We start from the raw sequence: 22,466 nt of genomic DNA, 5'->3' as shown, positions 1-22,466 counted from the left end.
GGGACGGCCGTTCGATGTCAGGGGATCTGGCGCGGGGCGGGCTCGCGGCCGGGCGGCTGGCGGATGCTCACCTTCGGCGGGGGCACCTTCACCGTGGGGTGGGTGACGGGCCTGCCGTCGATGGAGAACCGGTGCCCGTGGTGGGTGAGCGTCATCGGCGGCCCGGACAGCAGCCGGTAGGTCGTCGAGGCGGGGGTGACGCCGACCCGCAGCAGCCGTCCGCGGTACCGCAGCCGGAAGGCCAGCCGGGTGATGCCCGGCGGCAGTTTCGGGGCGAAGCAGATGTGGCCCCCGCCGGCGCGCATGCCCCCGAACCCGCAGACCAGGGCGATCCACGCCCCGGCGAGAGAGGCCATGTGGACCCCGTCCATGGTGTTGTGCTCCAGGTCCGCGAGGTCCATCAGGGCGGCCTCGCCCAGATAGGCGTGGGCGAGGCCGAGAGCGCCGACCTCGGCGGCCATCACCGCCTGGGTGCAGGCGGACAGGGAGGAGTCGCGGACGGTGATCGCCTCGTAGTAGGCGAAGTCGCGGAGCTTCTCCTCGGGGGTGAACGCCCCGCCGCGCAGGTGCAGCGCGAGCACCAGGTCGGCCTGCTTGACCACCTGCTTGCGGTAGAGGTCGAAGTAGGGGAAGTGCAGCAGCAACGGGTACTGCTCGGGGCGGGTGCCCTCGAAGTCCCAGGTGGCGTGGCGGGTGAACCCCTCGCTCTGGCAGTGCACGCCGAGCCGCTCGTCGTAGGGGACGTACATGGATGCGGCCGCGTCGCGCCAGGTGGCGATCTCGTCGAGGGTGATGCCGAGCCGCTGCGCCAGCTCGAAGTGGCGACCGGCCGCCTCGGCCGCCTCGCGCAGGTTCTGCTCGGCCATCAGGTTGGTGTAGACGTTGTCGTCGGCGACGGCGCTGTACTCGTCCGGGCCGGTGACGCCGTCGATGCGGTAGCGCCCCTGCGCGTCGTGGTGGCCGAGCGCGCACCACAGCCGGGCCGTGGCGGCCAGCAGGGGCAGGCCGGTCGAGCGCTCGAAGCTCGTGTCCTTGGTGGCGTCGACATAGCGGACGACCGCGTCGGCGATGTCGGCGTTGATGTGGAAGGCCGCGGTGCCGGCCGGCCAGTAGCCGGAGCACTCCTCGCCGTTGATCGTCCGCCAGGGGAAGGCGGCTCCGGAGAAGCCGAGCTGGGTGGCGCGCTCCTGCGCCTTCGGCAGGATGGACTGCCGCCACGCGAGCGCATCCGCGGCGGCGCGGGGGTAGGTGTAGGTGAGCACCGGCAGCACGAACATCTCGGTGTCCCAGAAGGCGTGGCCGTCGTAGCCCGAACCGGTGAGCCCCTTGCCGGGGATGGGGCGGTTCTCCAGGCGGGCGGACGCCTGCACCAGGTGGAACAGCCCGAAGCGGACGGCCTGCTGCACCTCGGGGTCGCCGTCCAGCTCCACGTCGGCGCCGGCCCAGAACTCCTCCAGGAACCGCCGCTGCTCGGCCAGCAGGCCCTCCCAGCCGGCCAGCCGTGCGGCGGCGAGCGCGGCGACGACCTGGTCGTGCATGGCGGGGCGGGACCGCTTGGCCGACCAGCCGTAGGAGAAGAACTTCACCAGCCGCAGCTTCTGGCCGGGCTTGAGGCGTGTCGCGATGGTCACCCGGCTGACGTCGTGGGCGCCGTCGGCGTCGACGCGCGTCCCCTCGGGGCCGTCGATGTCGTGGCACATGGCGGCGGCGACCCGCAGCCGGCTGACCCGCGTGGAGTGGACCATGATGGCCACTCCTTCCTTCGCGGGCATGTTCTCCTCCAGCACGAGCGGCGACTCCAGCACGGCCGCCGCGCGCGGGTCGCCGGTCTCGTACTCCACGGTCTCGTTCGCCACCAGCTCGGACTGGACGACAACGCCGCACGGCCGGCCGACCGGCTCGACCTCGTAGTGGATCGCGGCGACCGCGCGGTGGGTGAAGGACACCAGGCGCGTGGAGGTGACCCGCACCTCGGTCCCCGTCGGGGAGCTCCAGTGGGCGCGGCGGGTCAGCGTCCCGGCGCGCAGGTCCAGGACGCGCTCGTGCTCGTGCAGGGTGCCGTACCGCACGTCGAACGGCTCGTCGTCCACCATGAGCCGGATCAGTTTGCCGTTGGTGACGTTGACCACGGTCTGCCCGGACTCGGGGTACCCGTAGCCGGCCTCCGCGTACGGCAGCGGGCGCAGCTCGTAGACCGAGTTGAGGTAGGTGCCCGGCTGGCCGTGCGGCTCGCCCTCGTCGAGGTTGCCGCGCAGGCCGATGTGCCCGTTGGACAGGGCGAACACCGACTCGGTCTGGGCCAGGACGTCCAGGTGGAGGGTGTGCTCGCGCACCGCCCAGGGCTCGACCGCGAACGCGGGGTGCTGGATCATCATCGCTCCAGCAGCTCGGCGAGGTCGGTGACGACGATGTCGGCGCCGTGCTCGCGCAGGGCGTCCGCCTGGCCGGCCCTGTCGACGCCGACCACGACGGCGAACCTCCCCGCGCGGCCGGCCGCCACCCCGGCGAGCGCGTCCTCGAACACCGCCGCCCGCGACGGCGGCAGGCCGAGCGCCTCGGCGGCGGCCAGGAACATGTCCGGGGCCGGCTTGCCGGCCAGGTCGCGCCGCTGGGCGACCTCGCCGTCGACCCGGGCCTGGAACAGCCCGGCGATGCCCGCCGCGTCCAGCACGCGCGCGGTGTTGGCGCTGGAGGACACCACGGCCGTGGCGAGCCCGGCCCGCAGCACGGCCTGGACGTAGCGGAGCGAGCCGGGGAACACCTCCACGCCGTCCCTGTCCATGATCTTCTGCACGAGCGCGTTCTTGCGGTCGCTCAGCCCGTGCACGGTCGGCGCGTCGGGCGGGTCGCCCGGCGTGCCCTCGGGCAGGGTGATGCCCCGTGAGGCGAGGAAGGCGCGGGTGCCGTCCAGCCGCTTCTTGCCGTCGACATACCTGTCGTAGTCCGACACCTTGTCGAACGGGACGAAGGCCTCGCCCGTCCGGTCGGCCCGCCGGCGCAGGAACGCGTCGAAGGTCTCCTTCCACGCGGCGGCGTGCACCGTCGCCGTGCGGGTGAGCACGCCGTCCATGTCGAACAGGCATCCACCGACCCCGTCGGGCAACCCGAGCATCCGGCCTCCCCCGATCACGTCCGCGACGGATCTCGGGCGCGTTCGGCGCGCAGGAGATCTCTCCTCCCAACGTACCCCTGACGACTCGGCGGCCTCACCGGGCACCGCCGTCAACGCCGGACGGTCCTGGTTCGCCGCCGGCCCGGTGACCGTCGAGTGAGGGGACGGTTCCCGGGTAGGCTCCGGGCGGCGTTGACGTCGAAAGGGGCAGGTCGTGCGAGGTAGTGACCGCTGGGTGCTGGTGGACGGCGCGTGGTCGGCGAGCGCGGCCACGCGATGGCGGACGGTCGCCGACCCGGCGACGGGCGAGCCGGTCGGCGAGGCCCCCGCCGGGTGCGCGGGGGACGTCGAGCGGGCCGTCTCCTCGGCGCGCCGCGCTCTGGCCGGCTGGGCCCGCACGACCCCCGCCGAGCGCGCCGCCCGGCTGCACGCCGCCGCGGACGCGGTCGCGGCCCGGGCCGGCGAGCTGGCCGAGCTGGTGACCCGCGAGATGGGCAAGCCGATCGGCGACGCGCGCGGCGGCGTGGCGGCCGGCATCGGGACGCTCCGGCAGTACGCCGAGCTGGGGCCGCTGCACCGGGGCCACAGTCTCCAGGGCGGCTGGGACGCCACCGACCTCATGGTGTACGAGCCGCGCGGCGTCGTGGCGGTGATCACCCCGTGGAACGACCCGGTCGCCATCGCGTGCGGGCTGGTCGGCGCGGCCGTCGTGACCGGCAACACCGTCGTGCACAAACCCTCCGAGCGCACCCCGCACACCGGGGCGATGCTCGCCGAGCTGATCGCCGGCGAACTGCCGCCGGGCGTGCTGACCATGGTGCCGGGCGACGGCCGGGCGGGCGAGCCGCTGGCCGCGCATCGCGGCGTCGACCTGGTCGCCCATGTCGGCTCCACGGCGGCCGGGCGGGCGATCGCCGCGGCGGCGGCCGGCACCGGGGCGGCGACGCTGCTGGAGAACGGCGGCAAGGACCCGTTGATCGTGGACGCGGGCGTGGACGTCAAGTGGGCCGCCGCCCAGGCGGCGACCGGTTGCTTCGCCAACGCCGGGCAGATCTGCACCTCCGTCGAACGGGTCTACGTGCACCGGGACGTGGCCGACTCCTTCCTCGGAGCTCTCATCCAGCGCGCCGAGGAACTGCGCATGGGCTCCGGCATGGACGAGGAGACCACCCTCGGCCCGCTCGTCGACCTCGCGCAGCGCGAGGTCGTCCACCGGCACGTCCGGTCCGCGGTCGAGGCGGGCGCCCGGGTACTGACCGGCGGCGGGGTCACCGACGGCCCCGGCGCGTTCTACCCGGCCACCGTCCTGACCGGCTGCACCGACGACATGGAGATCATGCGCGAGGAGACCTTCGGGCCGGTCGCGCCCGTGCGGGTCGTCGACTCCTTCGAGGCGGCGCTGGAACTGGCGGCGGGCGGCGCGTACGGACTGGCCGCCACCGTCCTCACCCCGTCCATGGCCAACGCCCAGCGGGCCTGGCGCGAGCTGCCCGTGGGCACCGTCAAGGTCAACGCCGTGTTCGGCGGCGCCCCGGGCGGCGCCGCCCAGCCCCTGCGCGGCAGCGGCCACGGCTTCGGCTACGGCCCCGAACTCCTGGACGAGATGACCCACACCAAGGTCGTCCACCTCGCGCCGCACCCCTGACCACCGGACGGCGGGCCCGGTTCTTCAGAGTTTGCGCTTCTTCGAGGGCTGGACGACCTCCTCCCCGCTGGACGACCCCTCCTGCTCCTCATCGGCCGGCGCCACCGGCTGGTCCTGTACCGTCTCGCTCGACTCCTCGGGCCCGTCGTCGTCCGGAAGCTCTAGCGGCCGGGTGTACAGGGTCAACTCCAGCCCTTCCTCATCCTCGCTGGAGATGTAGCCGTTGGGGGTCAGGTAGCCGTCCACGATGTAGGTGTTGATCGCCTTGACGATCACGGCCCGCTTGGCGGGGTCCTTGAGCGCGGCGGCCAGTACCCTGTCCTCGGCCGTCTCGGGCACGGTCGGCAGTCCGAGGTACGCGCGGAGCAGGGGCTCGGAGGAGGCCAGCGACGCCGGCATGGGCCAGTCGTAGGTGCGGTAGTGGGTGCCGGAGATGGTGATGGAGAGCTTCTCGACCGAGATCACCGCGTTGATCGCCAGGTAGCACTTCAGGCAGCACAGTTTGGAGATGCCGACCGCGACGCGCGCCTCGTCGATCAGGCGCAGCCGCTCCTGGTAGGCCGCCCGCTGGTCCTCCGGGAGGGTCGCCATCTTCGCCCGCAGTTCGGCTCGCAGCCTCAGCAGGTCGTCGGCGAACTGGACCTCGGCGTGCACCTTCCCGTCCAGGAACTGCAGGGTCTGCGCGCTCGTCTGGATCTTTCCCCAGGTCGCCTCGAGTGCGGCGAGGAAGGTGATGGTCTTGCGCAGGCGCCGCTCGGCCACCTTCCACTGCTGAAGGGTGGGCTCGCCGTCCCGCACGTCCAGGCCGGACTGACGCAGCAGGTTCCACATGCTCTGGAGCAGATCGTTCAGATCCTCTTCGGCCCCCGCCGTCTGCGCCCGCGCCACTTCGAGGAGATCGTTCAGGTCGCGGGCCATCTCGTCGTCGGGGGTGTTGGCCCACAGCCGCAGCTCATTCCCGGCGCTGGCCACGGCGACGCACTCCCTGCTGTCCTGCAGATGCTGCAGGACCCAGGCGAGCCGGTCGAGCGACCGTTGCTCCGGAGTCGATGGCTTCCTTTTATTCTTCTTCCCCTTGAGCAACTCGGCACGGTACTCCTTGCCGCCGCCGGCCGCCGCGGCTTCCTTCGCCTGAGCCGCGTGCCTGAGCCGCAACCGCTCCTGCACCGCTTTGGCGATCCTGCGCTCCTCGGGGCCGGAGACGCGCCCCGCCTCGACCTCGGCCGGGGCGGTGCCCGCTCCTTTGAGCAGGGTGAGCGGGTTCGCCGACACGGCGATGTTCTCATAGCGGATAAGCACCTCATCGGGGTCCGCACCGGCCTCCGCGGCCAGGAACCTGACCTCGTGGAGGATGGCCTCGTCGTCGGCCTCGCCGCGCTGCCAGGCCAGCTCCGCCACGATCTCCGGCATGTCGGTGTAGGCCACCTGGAGGAACCGTCCGATGTCACGCCACAACTGCGGGTCGGCCGGGGCGGGCATCTCGCGGGCCACCGACAGCACGTACAGCGGCGAGCTTCCGGGCACGACCCCGCGGACGACGCGGAGCCAGAACTGCCGCAGGTCCAAGGGAAGAAGTGCCTTGGGCACCCGGTCGGGCGACAGCGCGGGCGACAGGCGGTCCACGAGTTTCTTGGCCTGCTGGTTGAGCGCGCGCACGTTCAGCAGGTCGGTGAAGTTCACGAACGTCAGGAGATAGCCGGCCAGGTCGATCGGAAGGCTCGTCAGGTACGTGACCAGGTCCGGCACGCGAGAAGCCGGCAGCGCCGGGGCGGGCGTGGGCGCGCGCACCACTTGTTGCTGCTTGGTCCGGGCCAGCGTGCCGACGGGCTGGGGGGCCGTCCGGTCCGCGGCGTCTTCATCGCTGGAGAGCACTGGGGAAGGGGAGGGCGACCGGCGCGGGGGGGACTTGCGGACGAATCGCTCGAAGTCCGAGTCGTCCATCTCATACTGGGGCCGGTCGCTGCCGAGTTCCTCGCCTTCCGAGTCCTGCTCTCTGGGCGAACCCCCCTCCGACGCCTCGTCCGCCGATGCGTTCTTCTGCTCCGGCGCCTCGTGCGACGAGGAGTCGCCGTCCGATCCGGAGCCGTTCTTGCGGGACTTGCTGCGTGACTTCTTGGGCTTGAGCTTGGGCTTGGGCATCGCCTGATCTCCTGTTCTCCGGGCGGCTAGCGCGTTCCGGCCTTGTAGGTGAGCACCAGTCCGATGTTCTGTAGCGCCGCCTTGTCGCCTTCAACAGTGAGCGTCCAGCCGGGGCCGCCGGGGGCGGCGACCCGCAGGCCCGGCGTCGGCACGTACGCGCCGCCGGGCAGCGGGAACGCCCGGCCGGCGGCGAGCGTCAGGCGCACGGGCGCGTCGCGGGCCGCGCCGGTCATGTCGAGCACGGCCTGCACGCCGGTGACGCGCGGGTCGGCCAGCCCCGGGAGCAGGTCGGTGGTGACCGGCAGCACCAGCGACGGGGCGTCGCCGGCGGTGAACTGCTGCCACTGGTCGGGGAAGTCCCGGGCGAGGTCGAGGAACCGCGCGGCCGGGTAGGGCCGCAGCATGCCCTTGACCGCGTTGGCGAAGACCTCGCCGCCGTTCCTGGCGGTGTACCGGACGGTGATCACGACGTCCCGCAGGGCGGCCGGGCGGGCGCCCGACAGCTCCAGACGCCAGGTGGACACCGCGCCGGTGCCCTCGAACGGCAGGTAGCGGTCGTCGTCGTAGCGCAGCTCGAACAGGCCGTCACCGTCCGCGCCGTCATCGACGTGGGAGACGGCGATCTGCCGGCCGGCCCGCCAGTCGGCGCGCACCGTGTCCGGGGGCGCGCCCTTGGGGTCGAGCAGGTGCTTGACGGCCTTGGCGTCGGCGTCCAGCACGGTCTTGTGGCCGAGCTGGGTCAGCGTCGCGTTGAGGTCGGGACGGCCGCCGCCCTCGTCCTCGAACGACAGCCCGACCGTCCTGATCTGGCGGCGGTAGTGCCCGGGGAAGTCGCGGTCGAACAGCGCCTCGGTGAGCGCGAACTCGCAGCGGCCGGTGCTCGCCAGGCGCAGCATCGCCGGCGGGTCCAGGACCAGCAGCGACACCCGCTTGACGATCTCCAGGTCGCGGGTGTCGGCCGCGAGGTAGGCGTTGGCCAGCATGTCGAGGTCCATGCCGAGGCTGTCGCCGGCCGTCAGCCCGGCGCGGCGGCTGTCCCAGTACAGCGGCTTGATGTAGGCGGGCCCGTCGGGGACGCCCCGCTCGAACCTGTAGGCCCGCTCGGCGGCGCGCGCCATCTCGTAGGCCATCCCGTACGCCTGGAAGTACAGGCCCGACAGGCGGCCGGCCATCCACTGGTAGAGGTCGGCGCCGGAGAACTTGTCCTTGAGGAACGCGGTGACCGCCTGCTGGTTGGCGATCTCCTGCGTCTGGACGTCCAAATCGCACTGCGCGGCGGTCAGCGCGTGCTCCGCGCTCGCCACCTGGTGCTCCGCCTGCGCCAGGTCGTTGCGCGCCAGGTCGATCTGGAAACGCCAGTCCTGCTCGGAGCGCTGGTACTCCGAGACCACGCCGAGCAGCTCGCCCAGGAGGCTGAACGACTCGCCGAACTGCTCGGGGACCTCTGCGGCCTTGTCCAGCGCCTTGCCGATCTGCTTGCCGCCGTACTCGGTGCCGAAGATGAACGGGCCGAACAGCACCTGCGGGACGCCGTGCGCGATGGAGGAGCCGAGCTTGAGCCCGCCGGCGGCCAGGTGGGTCGCGGCGGCCAGCGTCATGAGGCCGATCTGCGCCCGCTGGATCTGCGACATGCCGTCGTCCACGAGCTGCTGGTAGTGCGACAGCCGCGTGTTGACGGCGGTCCGCCCGGCCTCCGCCTCGCGCTTGCTCTCCTCGGCGGCCTCCACCTGCGCCTGCTTGACGGCGCGGGCCAGGCCGAGGATCACGGTCTCCTGCCGGGCCTGCAGCAGGGTGAGCTCCTCGGAGTCGCGCCGCTCCAGCACGCCGAGCAGGGCGTCGCCGAATGAGCGCAGCTTGTCCACCAGCTCCTGCGCCCTGCGAAGGAGCACCGTGAACCGGTGCTCGGGCACCGGGACGGGCGGCGCGGCGGCGGCCGCGTCCGGCGCGGCGCCGCCGGCGACGGCGCTCACCAGGGCGGCCGGGTCGATCGGCGGGTCGAACAGCGGCACGGGACGGCTGACGCCCATGATGTCCAGCGACTGCCTGATCTTCAGCAGCCGGTCCTCGACCCGCGTCCAGTACTCGGCGAACACGGCGTTGCCGGGGATGGTGAAGTACGGGTCGGCCACTCCGGCGTGCACCGCCCCGGGCCCGGTGAGCATCTCGCCGCCCCCGGTGAGCTCCGGCAGGCGCTCTTCGCGCTCCAGGTCGGCGTAGCTGCGCGCCGACCCGGTGCCGATGGCCGGACGCAGGCGGCCGGGACGGTCTCCGAGCAGGTCGTGGGCCAGGATGTAGAGCATCCGCGCCTCGTCCACGCTCTCGGCCGTGTACTGGCGGAACAGCAAGTCCCCCCAGTCGAGCAGGTTGTCGACGTAGGCCATGACGACCGCGCGGCGGTAGGCCACCGGGCGCAGCGCGGCGATGGCGTGCGGGTCGAACGGGTCCTCCCGGTAGGCGGCGAGCAGCCGCCCGTTGTCGCCCACCAGGTCGTACTGCCGCCGCAAGCCCCCGACCAGCGCGACGCGCTCGCGCAGCTCGGCCAGCACCGCCCGCGCCCGGGGCGTCTCGGCGCCGGTGACCTCGTCCAGCGCGTCGTCGAAGTCGCGGGTGGCCAGGTCCCTGAGGTGGTCGACGTCGTCGTCCTCCAGCGCCCGCTCCTGGAACGCCGCCGCCAGCGACCTCAGCCGGTCCAGTTCCGGGCCGAGCTCCGCCTCCGCCCGGGACACCTCGGCGCCGAGCCGCCGCAGCTCGGCCAGGTCGCCCGCGCAGCCGTCGGCGAGCGCCCGCGGGTCGATCGCGAGGAACGGCAGGAACCGCCAGTAGGCGGAGGGGTCGGTCGGGTCGAAGATGTACTCGTACCAACGGCGCGCGTCCTCGAACCGCTGGGCGCCGTTGAGCGCCTGCGCGATGAGCAGCGGCGCGTGGAAGAAGATCTCCCAGTAGTAGACGCTGTTGGCGCTCTGGAAGTCCAGGTAGGAGCTGGTGGGCAGCCGTTCGGGGGTGACCTTGTCCGCGCGCACCCGCACGGTCGTAGGCCCGGTCGCGCCGGTCCCGAAGGCGGGCAGCTCGTCGGTCTCCTGGGTCTCGGGGGCGAGCAGCGCCGCCACCCCGCCGGCCAGCAGCCGCCGGTTCAGCACGAACGCGGTGCTGGTGGTCAGGCGCACGATCTCCTGCGGCAGCGTGGCGTACTCGTAGGGGACGGCCACCTCGGCGTCCTTGGCGTAGCGCACGTACCGGTCGCCCATGAACAGGAACAGCTCCGCCGTGGTGTCCAGCGCCCCGGTCAGGCCGGTCTCCACGCCGTCGGGCAGCTCGCCCCAGTTCCCGGCGATCGGCGCGTACGCGGTGACCGCGTCGAGGTCCCGCCCGGGTTCCCAGACGGCGTAGGAGCCGCCGCTGAAGACGTACCGGTGGCCGGACTGGCGGAACACCGCGTTCACCGGACGGGCCATCGAACGCGGATAGCCCTGGTCGGTGACCCCCGAGGGGGCGCCGTCCGGGCCGAGGGTGTACCGGGCGTACTCCGTGCCGCTGGTCACGTACAGCGCGCCGTCCTCGACGTAGGCGGCGTCGACGGTGCGCCAGCGGCTGCCGAGGTCGCGGGTCTCGTACGTGCCCGGCTCGCCGTTCCCCACGCGCAGCTCGTAGATCTGCGTGGTGTTGTCGAAGAAGCAGGAGAAGCCGGGGGTGACCAGGGCCGCGCCGACGGGGCTCCAGGTGGGCAGGCCGTCGGGATTGCCGGCGAGCGTCTTGGGGTAGCCCTCGTCGAGCCGCTGCCGGCCGTCGTCCCCGGCGAGCGTGTACCGCAGGTAGCGGTCACCGAAGATCATGTAGGTGCGGCCGTCGCGGACGAAGGCGGCGTCCAGGTGGTCGACGGTGAAGGCCATGTCGTCGCCGCCGTCGGCGAGGTCGCGGGGCGGGGTCCAGCGTTCCCACATCGGCCGGACGGTCTCCAGCGAGCCGGACATGGCGTACCCGCCGCGCTCCTTGGAGAAGAAGTACTCGGTGCCGTCCGGCGCGGTGAACGCGGCGTCCACCGCGGACCATTTGGGCAGGTTGTCGCTGTTGTCGCGCATGTGCTGAGGGAAGCCCGGGTCGGGCGGCCCGATGGGAGCATCCCCCGTGCAGCGGACGTACTCATCGCCGGAGAACAGGTAGACGTGCCGGGCGCGCACCAGCACGGCGTCCACGACACCGGTCGTGGTGAGGTTCTCCGGCGGCCTGCCCCAGTCGCCGGCGATGGGCAGATCCGATTTGGCCCGCGTACGGCCACGGGCGATCTTGACGTAGCGGCCGCTCTCGTTGCCGAAGAAGTATCGGGTGCCGTCGGACAGTTCGAACGCGGCGTCGACGCGGTCCCACGCGGGCAGCTTGTCCTTGTTGCCGCGCAGCTTGGTCAGGCGCGTCTCCTCGGCGGGGGCCGGGATGACCGGCCTGATGAGGAAGCTGCCGCCCTTGTGGTCGACGCTCAGCCAGTGCCGGTCGGGCGAGGAGGCCGGCCGGTTGAACCGCACGATCGCCCCCGCCCCGACGGCCTCGGCCTCCTCGGGCGCCAGGATGTCGGCGACCTCGCCCGGCCTGCCCGTCTGCGCCGTCAGCCCGGTGACCGGGACGGCGTACAGCTCGGGGGTGAGCGCGAAGGACACCGCGCCGGGCGCGGCGGGCAGGGCGCACGAGACGAGGATGGCGTCGTGCTCGTCACCGGGATCCTGACCGGGCAGCGGCGCCGACCACACCGACAGTGGGAGGTCCGGCGGCGCCCCGCTCCACAGGATGTCCGCCGACCCGACGACCTGCGGAGGGACCCACTCCTGGTTCAGGTTGCAGAAGGAGTAGAAGATCTTCACACGTTGCGGACCGGGGGGCGCGGTGACCGTCTGCTTGTCGCCCACGCGTGTGGCCGTGATCGCCGTGCTCGAGGTGTTCTGCGGGACGACCGCCTCCACGCCCACCCAGAAGACGAACACCCGGTCGAAGGCGTGGATCGGATAGACCTTCTCCGCGTCGATGCGCAGGTCGATCTTCAGCCACGGCCCCCAGGTCGTGGACAGCCGGACGCCCTCGCGGAACTCGGCGCGCCGGTAGTAGAACCGCAGCGGGGCGGTCCTGGTACGGCCGAACAGCACCAGGCCGCGCGTGCCCCGCCCGGCGCCATCAGGCACGTAGACGTAGCCGCCCGCGATCGCCAGGCGCGACACCTCGGTGTACTCGTCCAGGTAGCGCTTGTAGGCGCGCTGCACCCCGTCGCCGGTGATCTCCCCCTGGAGCAGGTCCTTCTCCAGCTCCTGGAAGGCCGGGGTCTTGGTGTCGCGCAGCTCCGGCCGCAGGTAGTTCTCCGGGTACAGGAAGACCTCGCGGTTGGCCTCCCACGTGCGGTAGTTGCGCATCCAGCCCCACAGGGCCTTGATCCGCGCGCGGACCTGCTCGGCGGCCAGGCCCGAGTACACGGTGACCGGCTCCAGGTCCAGCAGGTAGCGGTGCAGGTAGAGCTGGACGGCCGCGATGGCCTCCTTGACCCGCGAGGTCGTGCCGCGGGCGCCCATGTCCACGTCGATCAGCAGGTGTTCGAACAGCTCCCGCGAGGTCCGCCGCCCGGGGGCGGCGGCGAGCGCGGCCGAGACCAGGGCGTCCCGCTTGAGCAGGTTCAGCTCGTCGTGCACCTGCCGCGACAGCTCGGCCCACTCCTGCGGCCCGTGCGCCCGCGCGAGCAGCCCGTACAGGGCGGACGCGGCGCGCTCCAGCTCCACCGCGCGCCTGGCCGCCGACTCCCGCTCGGCCGCCGACTCGTGCTCGGCGGCCGACTCGTGCTCGCCGTAGACCCGCGACCAGATATCGGCGTACACCGCGGACGGGCCGAGGCCCAACCGTCCGGTGAGCAGGAACAGCTCGGCGAGCTGGAGGACGAACTCGATCTCCAGCCGGTCGCCCGGACGCGGCGCGCCCGGCAGCAGGTCGCGGTGCCGCTTGACCCACCTCAGCTCCTCGGCGTCCCAGCCGAACAGCGCGGCCAGGCCCCGGTAGGGGTCCTGGACGGGGACGGGCCCCGCGCCGAGCTGGGCGGCCAGCCCGCCGGCGCCGCCCGGGTGCTCGCGGGCCAGGGCGGCGAAGCGGGCGATCGTGGCGACGTCGTCCAGCCGGTAGTCCGCCGCGGCGGACCAGCGTCGCGCGAACGCCTGCGGATAGGTGCGGTCCACGACGCCGTACCGTCCGGCCCCGCCCGGGCTCCCCGGACCGGCGCCGTGCCGGCTCGCCTCGGCGGCCGTACCGGAGTAGCGCACGTACTGGTCGCCCTTGGCGAGGTAGGTGCGGCCCTCGAAGACGAACGCCCCGTCGATGCCCGCCTCGAAGGACGCCGGCAGGTCGCCCCAGGCGTTCCGGATGGCGCGGGGGTGTCCCTGCTCGACCCGCTCCAGGTCACCGGGGGCGTAACGGGCGTACTGGTCGCCGCGGAAGGCGTACAGCTCGCCGTCCGGGGTGGCGAACGCGGCGTCCACCCCGGGCGGCCCGTCGGCGAAGGCGTTGCGCACCCGGCCCCACGTCCCGGCGACCGGCCGCGCGACCGGCCCTGACACCTGCCCCGCGACCGGCTCGGCCCGTCCGCCCCCGGCGTCCGCGGGGGCGGCGTCCGTCGCCGGGGTGGCGGCGCCGTCGTCGGCGGTGGCCGGGTCGTCGGCGCGCAGGTATTTCTTGCCCTTGAACAGGTAGAGGTGCCCGTCGGCGCCGGTGAACGCCGCGTCGATGCCGTCGTGGAACTCCTCGGGCAGCGCCGCGACCCCCAGCTCGGCCGGCAGCGCGGCGGCGATCGTCCGGGGGTACCCCTCGTCGGCGAAGGCCAGGTCGGTGCCGGAGTAGCGCACGTACTGGTCGTCGGAGAACAGGAAGGCCCGCCCGCCGGCGACCAGCGCCGCGTCCACCCGGCCGCGCTCGGCCAGCGCGTTGCGCACCTGGCCGGCGAACCCCAGGTCGTAGGTGACGGCGGCGGCGTCCGACACCGCGTGGCACTCCCCGCCGACGAACAGGTAAACGGTGCGCCGGTTGGCGACCACCGCCTCGACCAGCCGGTCGTGGCCCGCGGCGAGGCGGTCGATCAGCACGTCGTCGAACGACTCGGGCAGGTTGGCGAACGCCTCCTCCTTGCGCAGCTCGCCGATGATCGGCTTGGGGTAGCCGGGGTCGGCGTAGCGGTACTCGGCGCCGGTGTAGCGCACGTACCGGTCGCCGGAGAACAGGAACGTCGTCGAGCCCCGGTACACGAACGCGGCGTCCACCCGTACCACGTCCTCCACCTGGCCGGCGCCGTCCCCGTCCGGCGAGCCGGAGACCGACCCGGCAGGGGCCTCGAACACCGGCGACCCGGCCGGGGAACCGTGCGCGCCGGCGGCGCCGAACAGGCCGCGGGAGCCGCTCCACCGCTCCCTGGTCGGCTCCATGGGCGAGAAGGCGCCGTCGCGGTAGGCGGTGAAGCGGCCGGTGAAGAAGAAGTACGTGGCGCCGTCGCCGGCGGTGAAGGCCGTCCGCAGCACCTCGCCCGGCCGCAGGTCCCGGCCGTAGCCCCGCCAGACGCGCTCGATCGGACGGGGGTAGGACCACACGCCCGCCACCTGGTCGTACTGCAGGCACTCGTCGCCGCGCAGCAGGAGCATGGTGCTCCCCTCGAACAGCACGGCGTCGGGGAAGGTGAACCCCTCGGCGCGGTAGGCCTGAGGGATGTCCCAGAAGCCCGCGTCGGCGGGGCGCGGGTACCCGGGGTCGGGGCTCCGGTAGTCCGCGCCGGAGTAGACGACGTGGCGGGTCCGCCCATCGAGGCCGGGCCGCTCGAACAGGTAGGTCCTGCCGTCGCGCACGTAGGCCAGCGCCACGTTCGACAGCCCCGCCCAGTGCTCGGCCACCGGACGCGGCCGGCCCGCCTCCGAGGCGTCCGAGGTGCGAGAGGTGCCGAAGGCGCCCGAGGTGCCCGGGGCGGCGGGGTAGGTGACGAACTGGTCGCCGCTGAACAGGTAGGTGTTCCCGTCCCGGCCGACGAACGCGGCGTCCACGATGCCGCGCTGGTGGATGTTGTCGCGCGGCCACCCCCACTCCTCGGCGAGGGGGTAGTCGCGTCCCAGCCGGACGTTGTAGCAGAAGGATCCCTTGAACAGGTAGGTGGTGCCGTCGGCGCCCCGCAGCACCGCGGAAAGGCCCGTGCGGTACTCGGGCGGGACGGCGCGCAACGTCCTCGGCCGCGTGGGCGCCGAGGTCGCCACGGTCCCCTCCAGCGCGCCCAGGTGGCGCCAGCCGTCCGGTCCCTGCGCGACCACCCGGCCGTCCTCGATGAAGGCGCAGGTGACTCCAGCCAGGTCGAGGTGGGTGTGGCGCCGGTAGAGGCCGTCGGAGACGACGTGGCAACTGCCGTCCTTGAACAGGTACACGTTGCGCCGGTCGGCGAACGCGGCGTCGATGCCTCCCGCCAGGGACACGTGCAGGTTCCGCAGCCGGGGCTCCTGCGCGAGGGCGGCGATCGGGCGCGGGTAGCCGTCCTGCACCGCCGAGTAGTCCTCGCCCTCGTAGCGGACGTACTGGTCGCCGGAGAACAAGTAGGTGTGGGTGCGCACGACCTCCACGCCGTCCACGACCTCGGTCGAGTCCGCCACCAGCGTCGCGTCGACCCGGCCCGTGCGCGCGACGGCGTTGACGACGTTGCCCCAGAACGGCGTGACCGACGCCGGGTAGCGGTCGTCGGCGCGGGTGTAGTCGGCGGTCGAGTACCTGACGTACCGGCGGCCGGAGAACAGGTAGGTCTTGCCGTCCTTGCCGACGAACGCGGCGTCCACCCGCTCGAACGGGAGACCGTCCCAGTCCTCGCGCAGCGTGCGCACCTCCGACCACCAGCGGCGCCTGCTGTCGAACACCACGAACCGGTCTCCGGAGAACAGGTACGTCAGCTCGTCGCGGCCGGTGAACACGGCGTCGACCCTGGCGAACCTCGGGTCGCCGGAAAGGCTCGACGGCAGGTTCCACCAGTCGTCGGTCAGCGGACGGGGGTGGCCGGGGTCGGGCGTCGAATAGTCCCGGGTGGAGTAGCGGACGTAGAAGGAGGTCTCGTCGCCGGGGCCGCCGTGCACGGCCAGCCGGTCGCCCTCACGACGGACCTCCACCTCGATGCCCTGCTCGGTGGTCACCCTCCAGGCACCGCCCCCGCCCGCAGGAACGGGCCGGGCGTCGTCCGCGAGAGGGAGACCGTGCTCGGCGAGGCGGCGGCGCAGCGTCCGCGGGACGCGGCCGGCGGCCAGTTCGGCCTCGGCGGCCGAGGCGTCCTCAGGGTCGAGCGGAAGGTCGAACAGCCGCCCGGGCAGGCCGAACAGGTAGGTCTTGCGGTCCAGGACGAACGAGGCGTCCACCCGGCGCAGCCCGCCCCAGTCGGGCTCGATGCGGCGCGGGTATCCCTGGTCGACGACCGAGTAGTCGGAGGTCGAGTACCGCAGGTACCGCTCGCCGCTGAACAGGTAGGTCCGGCCGTCCATCCCGACGAACGCCGACTCCACGGCGCCGCTGGGCAGCACGTCGGACAGCACGCCCCAGCGCCCGGCCACCGGCACCACCTGGTCGGCGGCCCCCCAGCGGCCCTGCTCCCCGCCGGCGCCGACCCCTGCTCCGGGAGTGGGCGGGAGGGCGATGGTCCTGCCGTCCTTGAACAGGTGGACGGCGCCGTCCCCGGTCGCGAAGGCGGCCTCCAGTCCGCCCTCGAACGCGACCGGCGCGCCGGGGAAACGCGTCTCGATGCGCAGCGGGTACCCCTCGACGGCCAGGACGCCGTCGTTCTCGATGCTGTCGGCGTACTCCATCACCTGGTCGCCGGCGAACAGGTACACCGCGCCCGAGGCGTCCGCGTACGCCGCGTCCACCCGCTCGGCGCCCGCGAGCGTGTTGCGCACCCTGCCCCAGGTGCCGGCGACGGGACGGTCGGCCGCGTCGCCGACGGTGACGAAGCGGTCGCCGCTGAACAGGTGGACCGCGCCGTCCCGGTGCCGGAACCCGGCGTCGATCGACCGGCGGAACGGCGCGGGCAGCGGGGTGCGCCGGTCCTCGCCCTCCCACCATTCGCCGATGCTCCGCGGGTACCCCTCGTCCACGACGGTGTAGTCGGCGCCGGAGTAGCGCACGTACTGGTCGCCGCGGAACAGGTAGGCCCTGCCCTCCTCGTCCACGAAGGCCGCGTCCACGCGCTCGGGGTCGTCGAAGGCGTTCTCGACCTTGCGCCACACCTGGTCGCGCTCCACCCAGCGGGCGCTGCCGTGCTCCCTGACGAACGTCCGCGAAGCGCCGTCGCTCCACCGTCCGACGATCCACTCGGCGCCGGCGACGGTGAAGGCGGCGTCCACGCTCCGCAGGCCGGCGAACCGGTCCGACAGCTCGGTGAGCGGCCGCGGCCGGGGATCGGCCAGGGCGTAGGTCCCCGGCGAGTAGGCCCAGAAGGCGTCGCCCAGGAACAGCAGGACGCCGCCGTCGGCGGTCTCCAGCAGGGCGTCGAAACGGCCGGCGCCGGGCGGCAGCGCCAGCGGCTCGGGGTACCCGCCCAGCAGGTCCTGGTCGCGGAAGGCCACCAGCACCTCCGCCGCGTCCAGCCCGAGCTTGGCCGCGAGCACGGCGAACCCGCGGATCCGCCGGTAGGCGCGCCGGAAGCGCGGGCCCACCGCGCCGGCCGGCTCCGCCGCGCCCGGGAGGCCGTCGTCCGCGGCGGCGTCCGCCGCGGCGAGCGCGGGCACCACCAGCACCTCCATGGTCTGCGCCGCGCCGCCGGTGACGCCCGCGCAGATGGCGGCGACGGTGTCCGCGGGCACGCCGAGGGCGTCCTGCAGCAGCGAGGACACCAGCGTCCGCTGCCGGTCGGCGAGCGCGCCGAGGGTCGCGACGATCTCCGCCATCCCGGCCGACACCTCGATCGCCACCGCGTGCAGCAGGTAGAACAGGTCCTTGGCGTAGTCCTCCAGGCCCGCGACCGTGTAGTGCAGCACGTTGCCCGCGTCGCCGAAGTATCCGAGCCGTTCGAGGGGGACGGCCAGCGCCCGGTTCAGGTCCCCCGCCCCGACGAGCATGTCCACCAGCCGGGCGCGCTCGCGCTCGTCGAAGTCCAGCGCCGCGAGCGCCACGAGGTCGAGCCGGTACGGCCGCTGCTCGGCGAGGATCGCGGAGACGCGGCCGGCCACCATGGCCGTCTCCGCGTCGGTGAACCACGCTCCCAGTAAGGCCGAGCCCGACGAGTCGGCCAGTGCCCTCATCGTCGCGTCCACCCGCACGAGGCCGTCGTCGGTGAAGGCGCCGTCGAGGTCGGCCAGGACCCGCCCGGCGACCGCCTCGTCGGCGATGTCCTGGAAGTCCTCGGCGACGAACGTGCACAGCTCCGCCCTGAAGTCCTCGACCTGGCCGCGCATCGCCGACAGCACGGCCCCGCGGTGCGGGTGGAACTCGGGGGGCAGCGCCAGGTCGTCGGGGCCGGCGGCGAGCAGGGCCGCCTTGTCGCGGTACGCGCCGTCCCGGTCGAGGTACTCGTTGAAGCGCAGCGCCTCCACCAGCGCGCCGGCCTGGATCTCGGTCAGCGGGAGCGCCGCGAAGACGGCGGGGTCCAGGACGAGCCGTCCGCCGTGGAACCGCTCGACCCGCTCGCGCAGCCGTCCGAGCACGGCGGGGGCGACGTCCCCGAGGTCGGCGTTGACGACGAGCAGCTCGATGTCGGAGTCCTGCGGGTCCTCCTTCGTGAACGGCGCGGGCCAGAGGATCTCGCCCTCGGCGTCGAGGTAACCGTTGAAGACGAGGTTGTCGTACAGCTCGGCCTGCTCGTCAGGCCCGAGTCCCAGCGAGACCAGATCGGACGGGTACAGCGCCGCCGCCCCCGCCGCTTCGTCGTCATCCGGCCAGGCATCCGCGGCGCCCGGACCCTCGGCCCCGGCGTCACCGGTCCCCTGGTCAACCGCGCCCGAACCGGTGTCCTCCCCGTCCTCCGCGTCTCCGGCGTCTACAGCACGTCCGGGATCTCGGGGATCACGAGAATCACGAGGGCCCCCGGGATGTCCGAAGTCGTCGGTGTTCTCCGTGCCCCGGGCACCCGCCGCGTCCTTGGTGCCATCCGCGGCCCTCGCGTCCCCTTCAGCCATCACGCCCAGAGCGCCCGCGCCCGTCGCCGCGTCTCTCCCCGGGAATGGGGCCGTACCGGCGTCAGCGCCCGCGCCCATGCCCGCGTGGGGCACCATGCCCTCGCCCATACCTGTGTCCGCGTCCGTGCCGGACGCCGGTGCGCCGCACAGGCGGGCGATCACGTCGTAGAGCGCGCGGCGGTGCGGGGTGAAGTCGCGCGTCAGGCGCAGCTCCTCCCCCGCACCCGGAAGCCTGTCCAGCACCAGTTCGCCGTTGGCCCGCAGGTAGCCGGCGGTGACGAGATCGGCGTAGATCTTCCCGGTCAGCCTCTCGTCGAGGCCGAGGTCCAGGAAGTCCTCCTCGGTGAGCACGGCGAGGTCGGTCAGCGCGTCGTAGGCGGCCGGCTCCGCTTCGGCACGGTCGAATCGGAGCACCCGGTCGTCGCCCGGCGACACCACGCCGTCGTAGGCGGTCAGCACGTCCTGAATGACCTGGGACGCCCGCTCCCCGAACCGGTCGGAGACGAAGGAGCCGGGGCCGAACGCCACGCCCTGGAACTCCCGGCCCAGGTCCGCGGCGACCGCGTCGGTCCCGTCGTCGGCGGGGACCGCGCCCTCGCCCGTCCGGCCCGTACCGTCCCCGCCCGCCGCCGACGCCCCGTCCGCCCTCGACGCCGCGTCCACGCCCGCACGCCCGTCCAGGCCGGTGGACAGCGGATCGCCGGTGGACAGCAGATCGCCGCCGCTCAGGGCCACCGGGCCGCCCATGACCGCGCCCAGGTCCTCGACGCCGAACCCGTCGGCCCGCATCCACTCGGCGACGCCGGAGAGCATCCGGGCCAGCCACAGGCTCGCGCCGGCGTCCCCGGCCTCCAGGATGCGATGGCAGTCGCGGGTGCCCGGATCGTCGTCCAGCGGCAGCCCGCGGAAGGGTGTGTAGCCCTGCGGCCGCGGCGCGGGATCGGCCTCCACGGCCGCGAGCACGCCGAAGAACTCGCCGGTGGAAAGACCGAGCGCCGCGCTCAGCCGGGTGACCCGGTGCAGCAGCGACAGCGCCGCCAGACCGATCTCCTCGCGGTCGAACGGACCGGGCTCCAGCGGCGTGCCCGCGTACCTGCGGCGGTAGCGGACGACGATCTCCACCAGGTCGCTCTCGCCGACCGACAGGCCGCTCGCCAGGCGGCGGCGGTAGGCGGCGTTGCGCGGCGCGAGAATGTCACCCGCGCACCGCAGCGCCCGCCCCGCCGGAGGCGCGTCCGGCCATGGCCAGACCAGGCCGTCCTCCTGGCCGCCCGGCCCGGTCATGACGTCGTTGTAGGTGCGGGTGAACAGGTCACGGGGGTCGGCGCCGTCCCGGATGCCCGTGGTGTCCATCGGGGCGGCGAGGGCGCAGACCACGTCCACCGGCAGGTCGTGGGTCCGGTGCAGGTACACCACCGCGGCGAGCACGCGCAGGGCGGCCGGGTCGATGCGGTTGCCGCAGCAGGTCCTGAGCACCACGTCCAGGTCGGCCATCGACAGGCCGGTCCTGCGCGCGAGGCGCACGAAACGGCGCGTCCTCTCGAACCACTCCCAGGGCACGGGGGTCTCCCCGGTTCCCCACACCAGCCGCCGTCCCTCCGCGTCCACGCTCACGGGGGTGCCACCCTGGTTGACGAAGAAGGCCGACGCCTCGGCGTGCGGCGGGCGGGCGAGCGGGAGGAGGCTCTGGAACAGCAGGTCCCTCAGCTCCGCGGCGGTGAGCATGGTGGCCCGGCGGAACCGGTCGACGTCCTGCAACGCGGTCAGCGGCTTGTCGCCGAGGCCGTAGCACTCCTGGCCGGCGGCCTCGCCGGAGAGCACGGTCGTCACGATCGCGGCGTCCTCGGGCGTGAGGCCCAGGTACTCTCGGGCGACCACGTCGGCGCTGACCCGCGCCGCGAACGCGCGGTAGAACTCCTCGGGGGCGATCTCGAACCGGCGCAGGTACGCCCGGAACCGCTCGTCCTGCAACGAGAACGGCTTGTCGAACGGAAACCGCAGCTCACGCAACCGCGCGAAGGCCTCCGCCTCCGCCTGCGTCGCGGGCTCCGCGTCCGTACCCGCATCCGTACCCGCGTCCGCGCCCGTACCTGCGTCCGCGCCCGCGCCCATACCCGCCGTGTCCGCGTCCGCGGACATGCCCGGCCCTCCGGACGTGTCCGGGCCCACGGTATCCGGATCCGCGGACATGTCCGTACCCGCGGACGTATCCGGACCTGCGGACGTACCCGGAGCCGAGGTCGGGTCCGGGTCCGCGGACGCGTCCGCCGTGAGGAACCTCGCCAGCACCTCGTTGACGATGTCCAGGTACGGGACCTCGGTGTAGGTGCCCGCATGGTCGAGGACGACCCGCTTCAGCCCCGGCCGCCGTTCGAGCAGCGACGGCTCCTCGAAGTTGTCCTCCACGAGCTGGAGCAGGTCGGCCAGGTAGGCCGCGGGCGAGGTGACCGACCCCGGCTCCTCCTGCTCCCCGAAGTCCAGTTCGCCGAAGAGCCGGTCGTAGCTCGGCAATGAGCCGTCTTCGCGCAAGAGATCCTCCAGCTCGGATCCGATGAAGCGAGATAGGTGCCCCGGGGCATGGCGGATCGAGCCGTCGAATCTCGCACGAGGGCGCGCGAGATCACATGGCACGGCGATCGGCGAAGACGGTCCGTCTCTGCTCCGCCCGGCCATACTTGCACTCAACGCCTTGGAACGAAACAGATCCGGACTCAACAAAACAGGTAAAGCCAACCGTCCGGTGCCGACAACCGAAAATGACCACTTTTAATGCCACATGTCGTATTACGAGGAGCGTCTACACGAAGGCGCACACCCGCCAGGTCAGAAGCCATCACCACCAGGGCTTCCCCGTGGACCGGCGCTCACGAAAGTCGCCGCCGACTTTCCCGGACGAAGTTCGCAATAGCGGACGATGAACCCTTCAAATGCTCGAACATCACCAATCTTCTCTTCTCCCGAGAACGACCCCGGCCAAGTCGGCGAACGCGCCGTTGGCGAGGCCCAACGGTGATCAAAGACGAGACCGTGCCGATCGGCGTCGACGCGCGGGCGTGGCGGGTCGGGCACCCCCGCCACGTTCGCCGGGTCAGGTCAGGAAGGACTCGACCGCGTCCGCGGCGTGACCGGTTCCTCCGTGCGCGCGTACCGTGGCCCGCATCCCGGCCAGCCGCGCGGCCACGTCGGCCGAACCGGCCACGAACTCGACCGCGTCACGCAGCACGGCCGCGGTGACCTCCTCGGCCGGAAGGTGCCGGCCGACGCCGAGTTCCTCCAGCCGCGCCGCGTTGCCGAACTGGTCCACAGCCTGGGGAATGGCCACGGTCGGCACGCCGAACCACAGGGACTCGGTGCATCCGCCCATCCCCGCGTGGGTGACGAAAGCCGAGGCCTCCGCCAGCACGGCGAGTTGCGGCACGCTTCGATGCACCTCGAAGCCCGT

General features: G+C 73.0%; 6 protein-coding genes. 1 reads left to right on the top strand and 5 read right to left on the bottom strand.

Annotated features, from left to right (window positions below; translation table 11 throughout):
- Window positions 1-17: 17 nt before the first annotated feature.
- Window positions 18-2,375 (bottom strand): glycoside hydrolase family 65 protein, encoded by a 2,358-nt coding sequence (locus ACWEN6_RS27640; protein ID WP_452574161.1) that lies wholly within the window; start codon window positions 2,373-2,375, stop codon window positions 18-20.
- A complete protein-coding gene (locus ACWEN6_RS27635) occupies window positions 2,372-3,112 on the bottom strand; it encodes a beta-phosphoglucomutase family hydrolase (RefSeq protein ID WP_452574159.1) in 741 nt (246 codons plus the stop codon). The genes ACWEN6_RS27640 and ACWEN6_RS27635 overlap by 4 nt, the downstream gene beginning before the upstream one ends.
- Window positions 3,113-3,326: 214 nt before the next feature.
- Here ACWEN6_RS27635 and ACWEN6_RS27630 point away from each other — a divergent pair, with 214 nt between their 5' ends.
- Window positions 3,327-4,757, top strand: a complete 1,431-nt coding sequence (locus ACWEN6_RS27630) for an aldehyde dehydrogenase family protein (protein WP_452574157.1) — start codon at window positions 3,327-3,329, stop codon at window positions 4,755-4,757.
- 24 nt (window positions 4,758-4,781) lie between these two features.
- Here ACWEN6_RS27630 and ACWEN6_RS27625 read toward each other — a convergent pair whose 3' ends face one another.
- The 3 genes from ACWEN6_RS27625 to ACWEN6_RS27615 all read right to left on the bottom strand — a co-directional run bounded on the left by ACWEN6_RS27625 (window position 4,782) and on the right by ACWEN6_RS27615 (window position 22,442).
- On the bottom strand, window positions 4,782-6,896 hold the full coding sequence (locus ACWEN6_RS27625) for a hypothetical protein (RefSeq protein ID WP_452574155.1): 2,115 nt from the start codon (window positions 6,894-6,896) through the stop codon (window positions 4,782-4,784).
- A gap of 26 nt (window positions 6,897-6,922) precedes the next feature.
- On the bottom strand, window positions 6,923-21,553 hold the full coding sequence (locus ACWEN6_RS27620; protein WP_452574153.1) for a hemopexin repeat-containing protein: 14,631 nt from the start codon (window positions 21,551-21,553) through the stop codon (window positions 6,923-6,925).
- 559 nt (window positions 21,554-22,112) lie between these two features.
- A complete protein-coding gene (locus tag ACWEN6_RS27615; protein WP_452574151.1) occupies window positions 22,113-22,442 on the bottom strand; it encodes a nucleotide disphospho-sugar-binding domain-containing protein in 330 nt (109 codons plus the stop codon).
- Window positions 22,443-22,466 lie beyond the last annotated feature (24 nt).

The organism is Sphaerisporangium sp. NPDC004334, from assembly GCF_053602655.1.
This window is presented reverse-complemented; position numbering and strand designations above follow the sequence as displayed.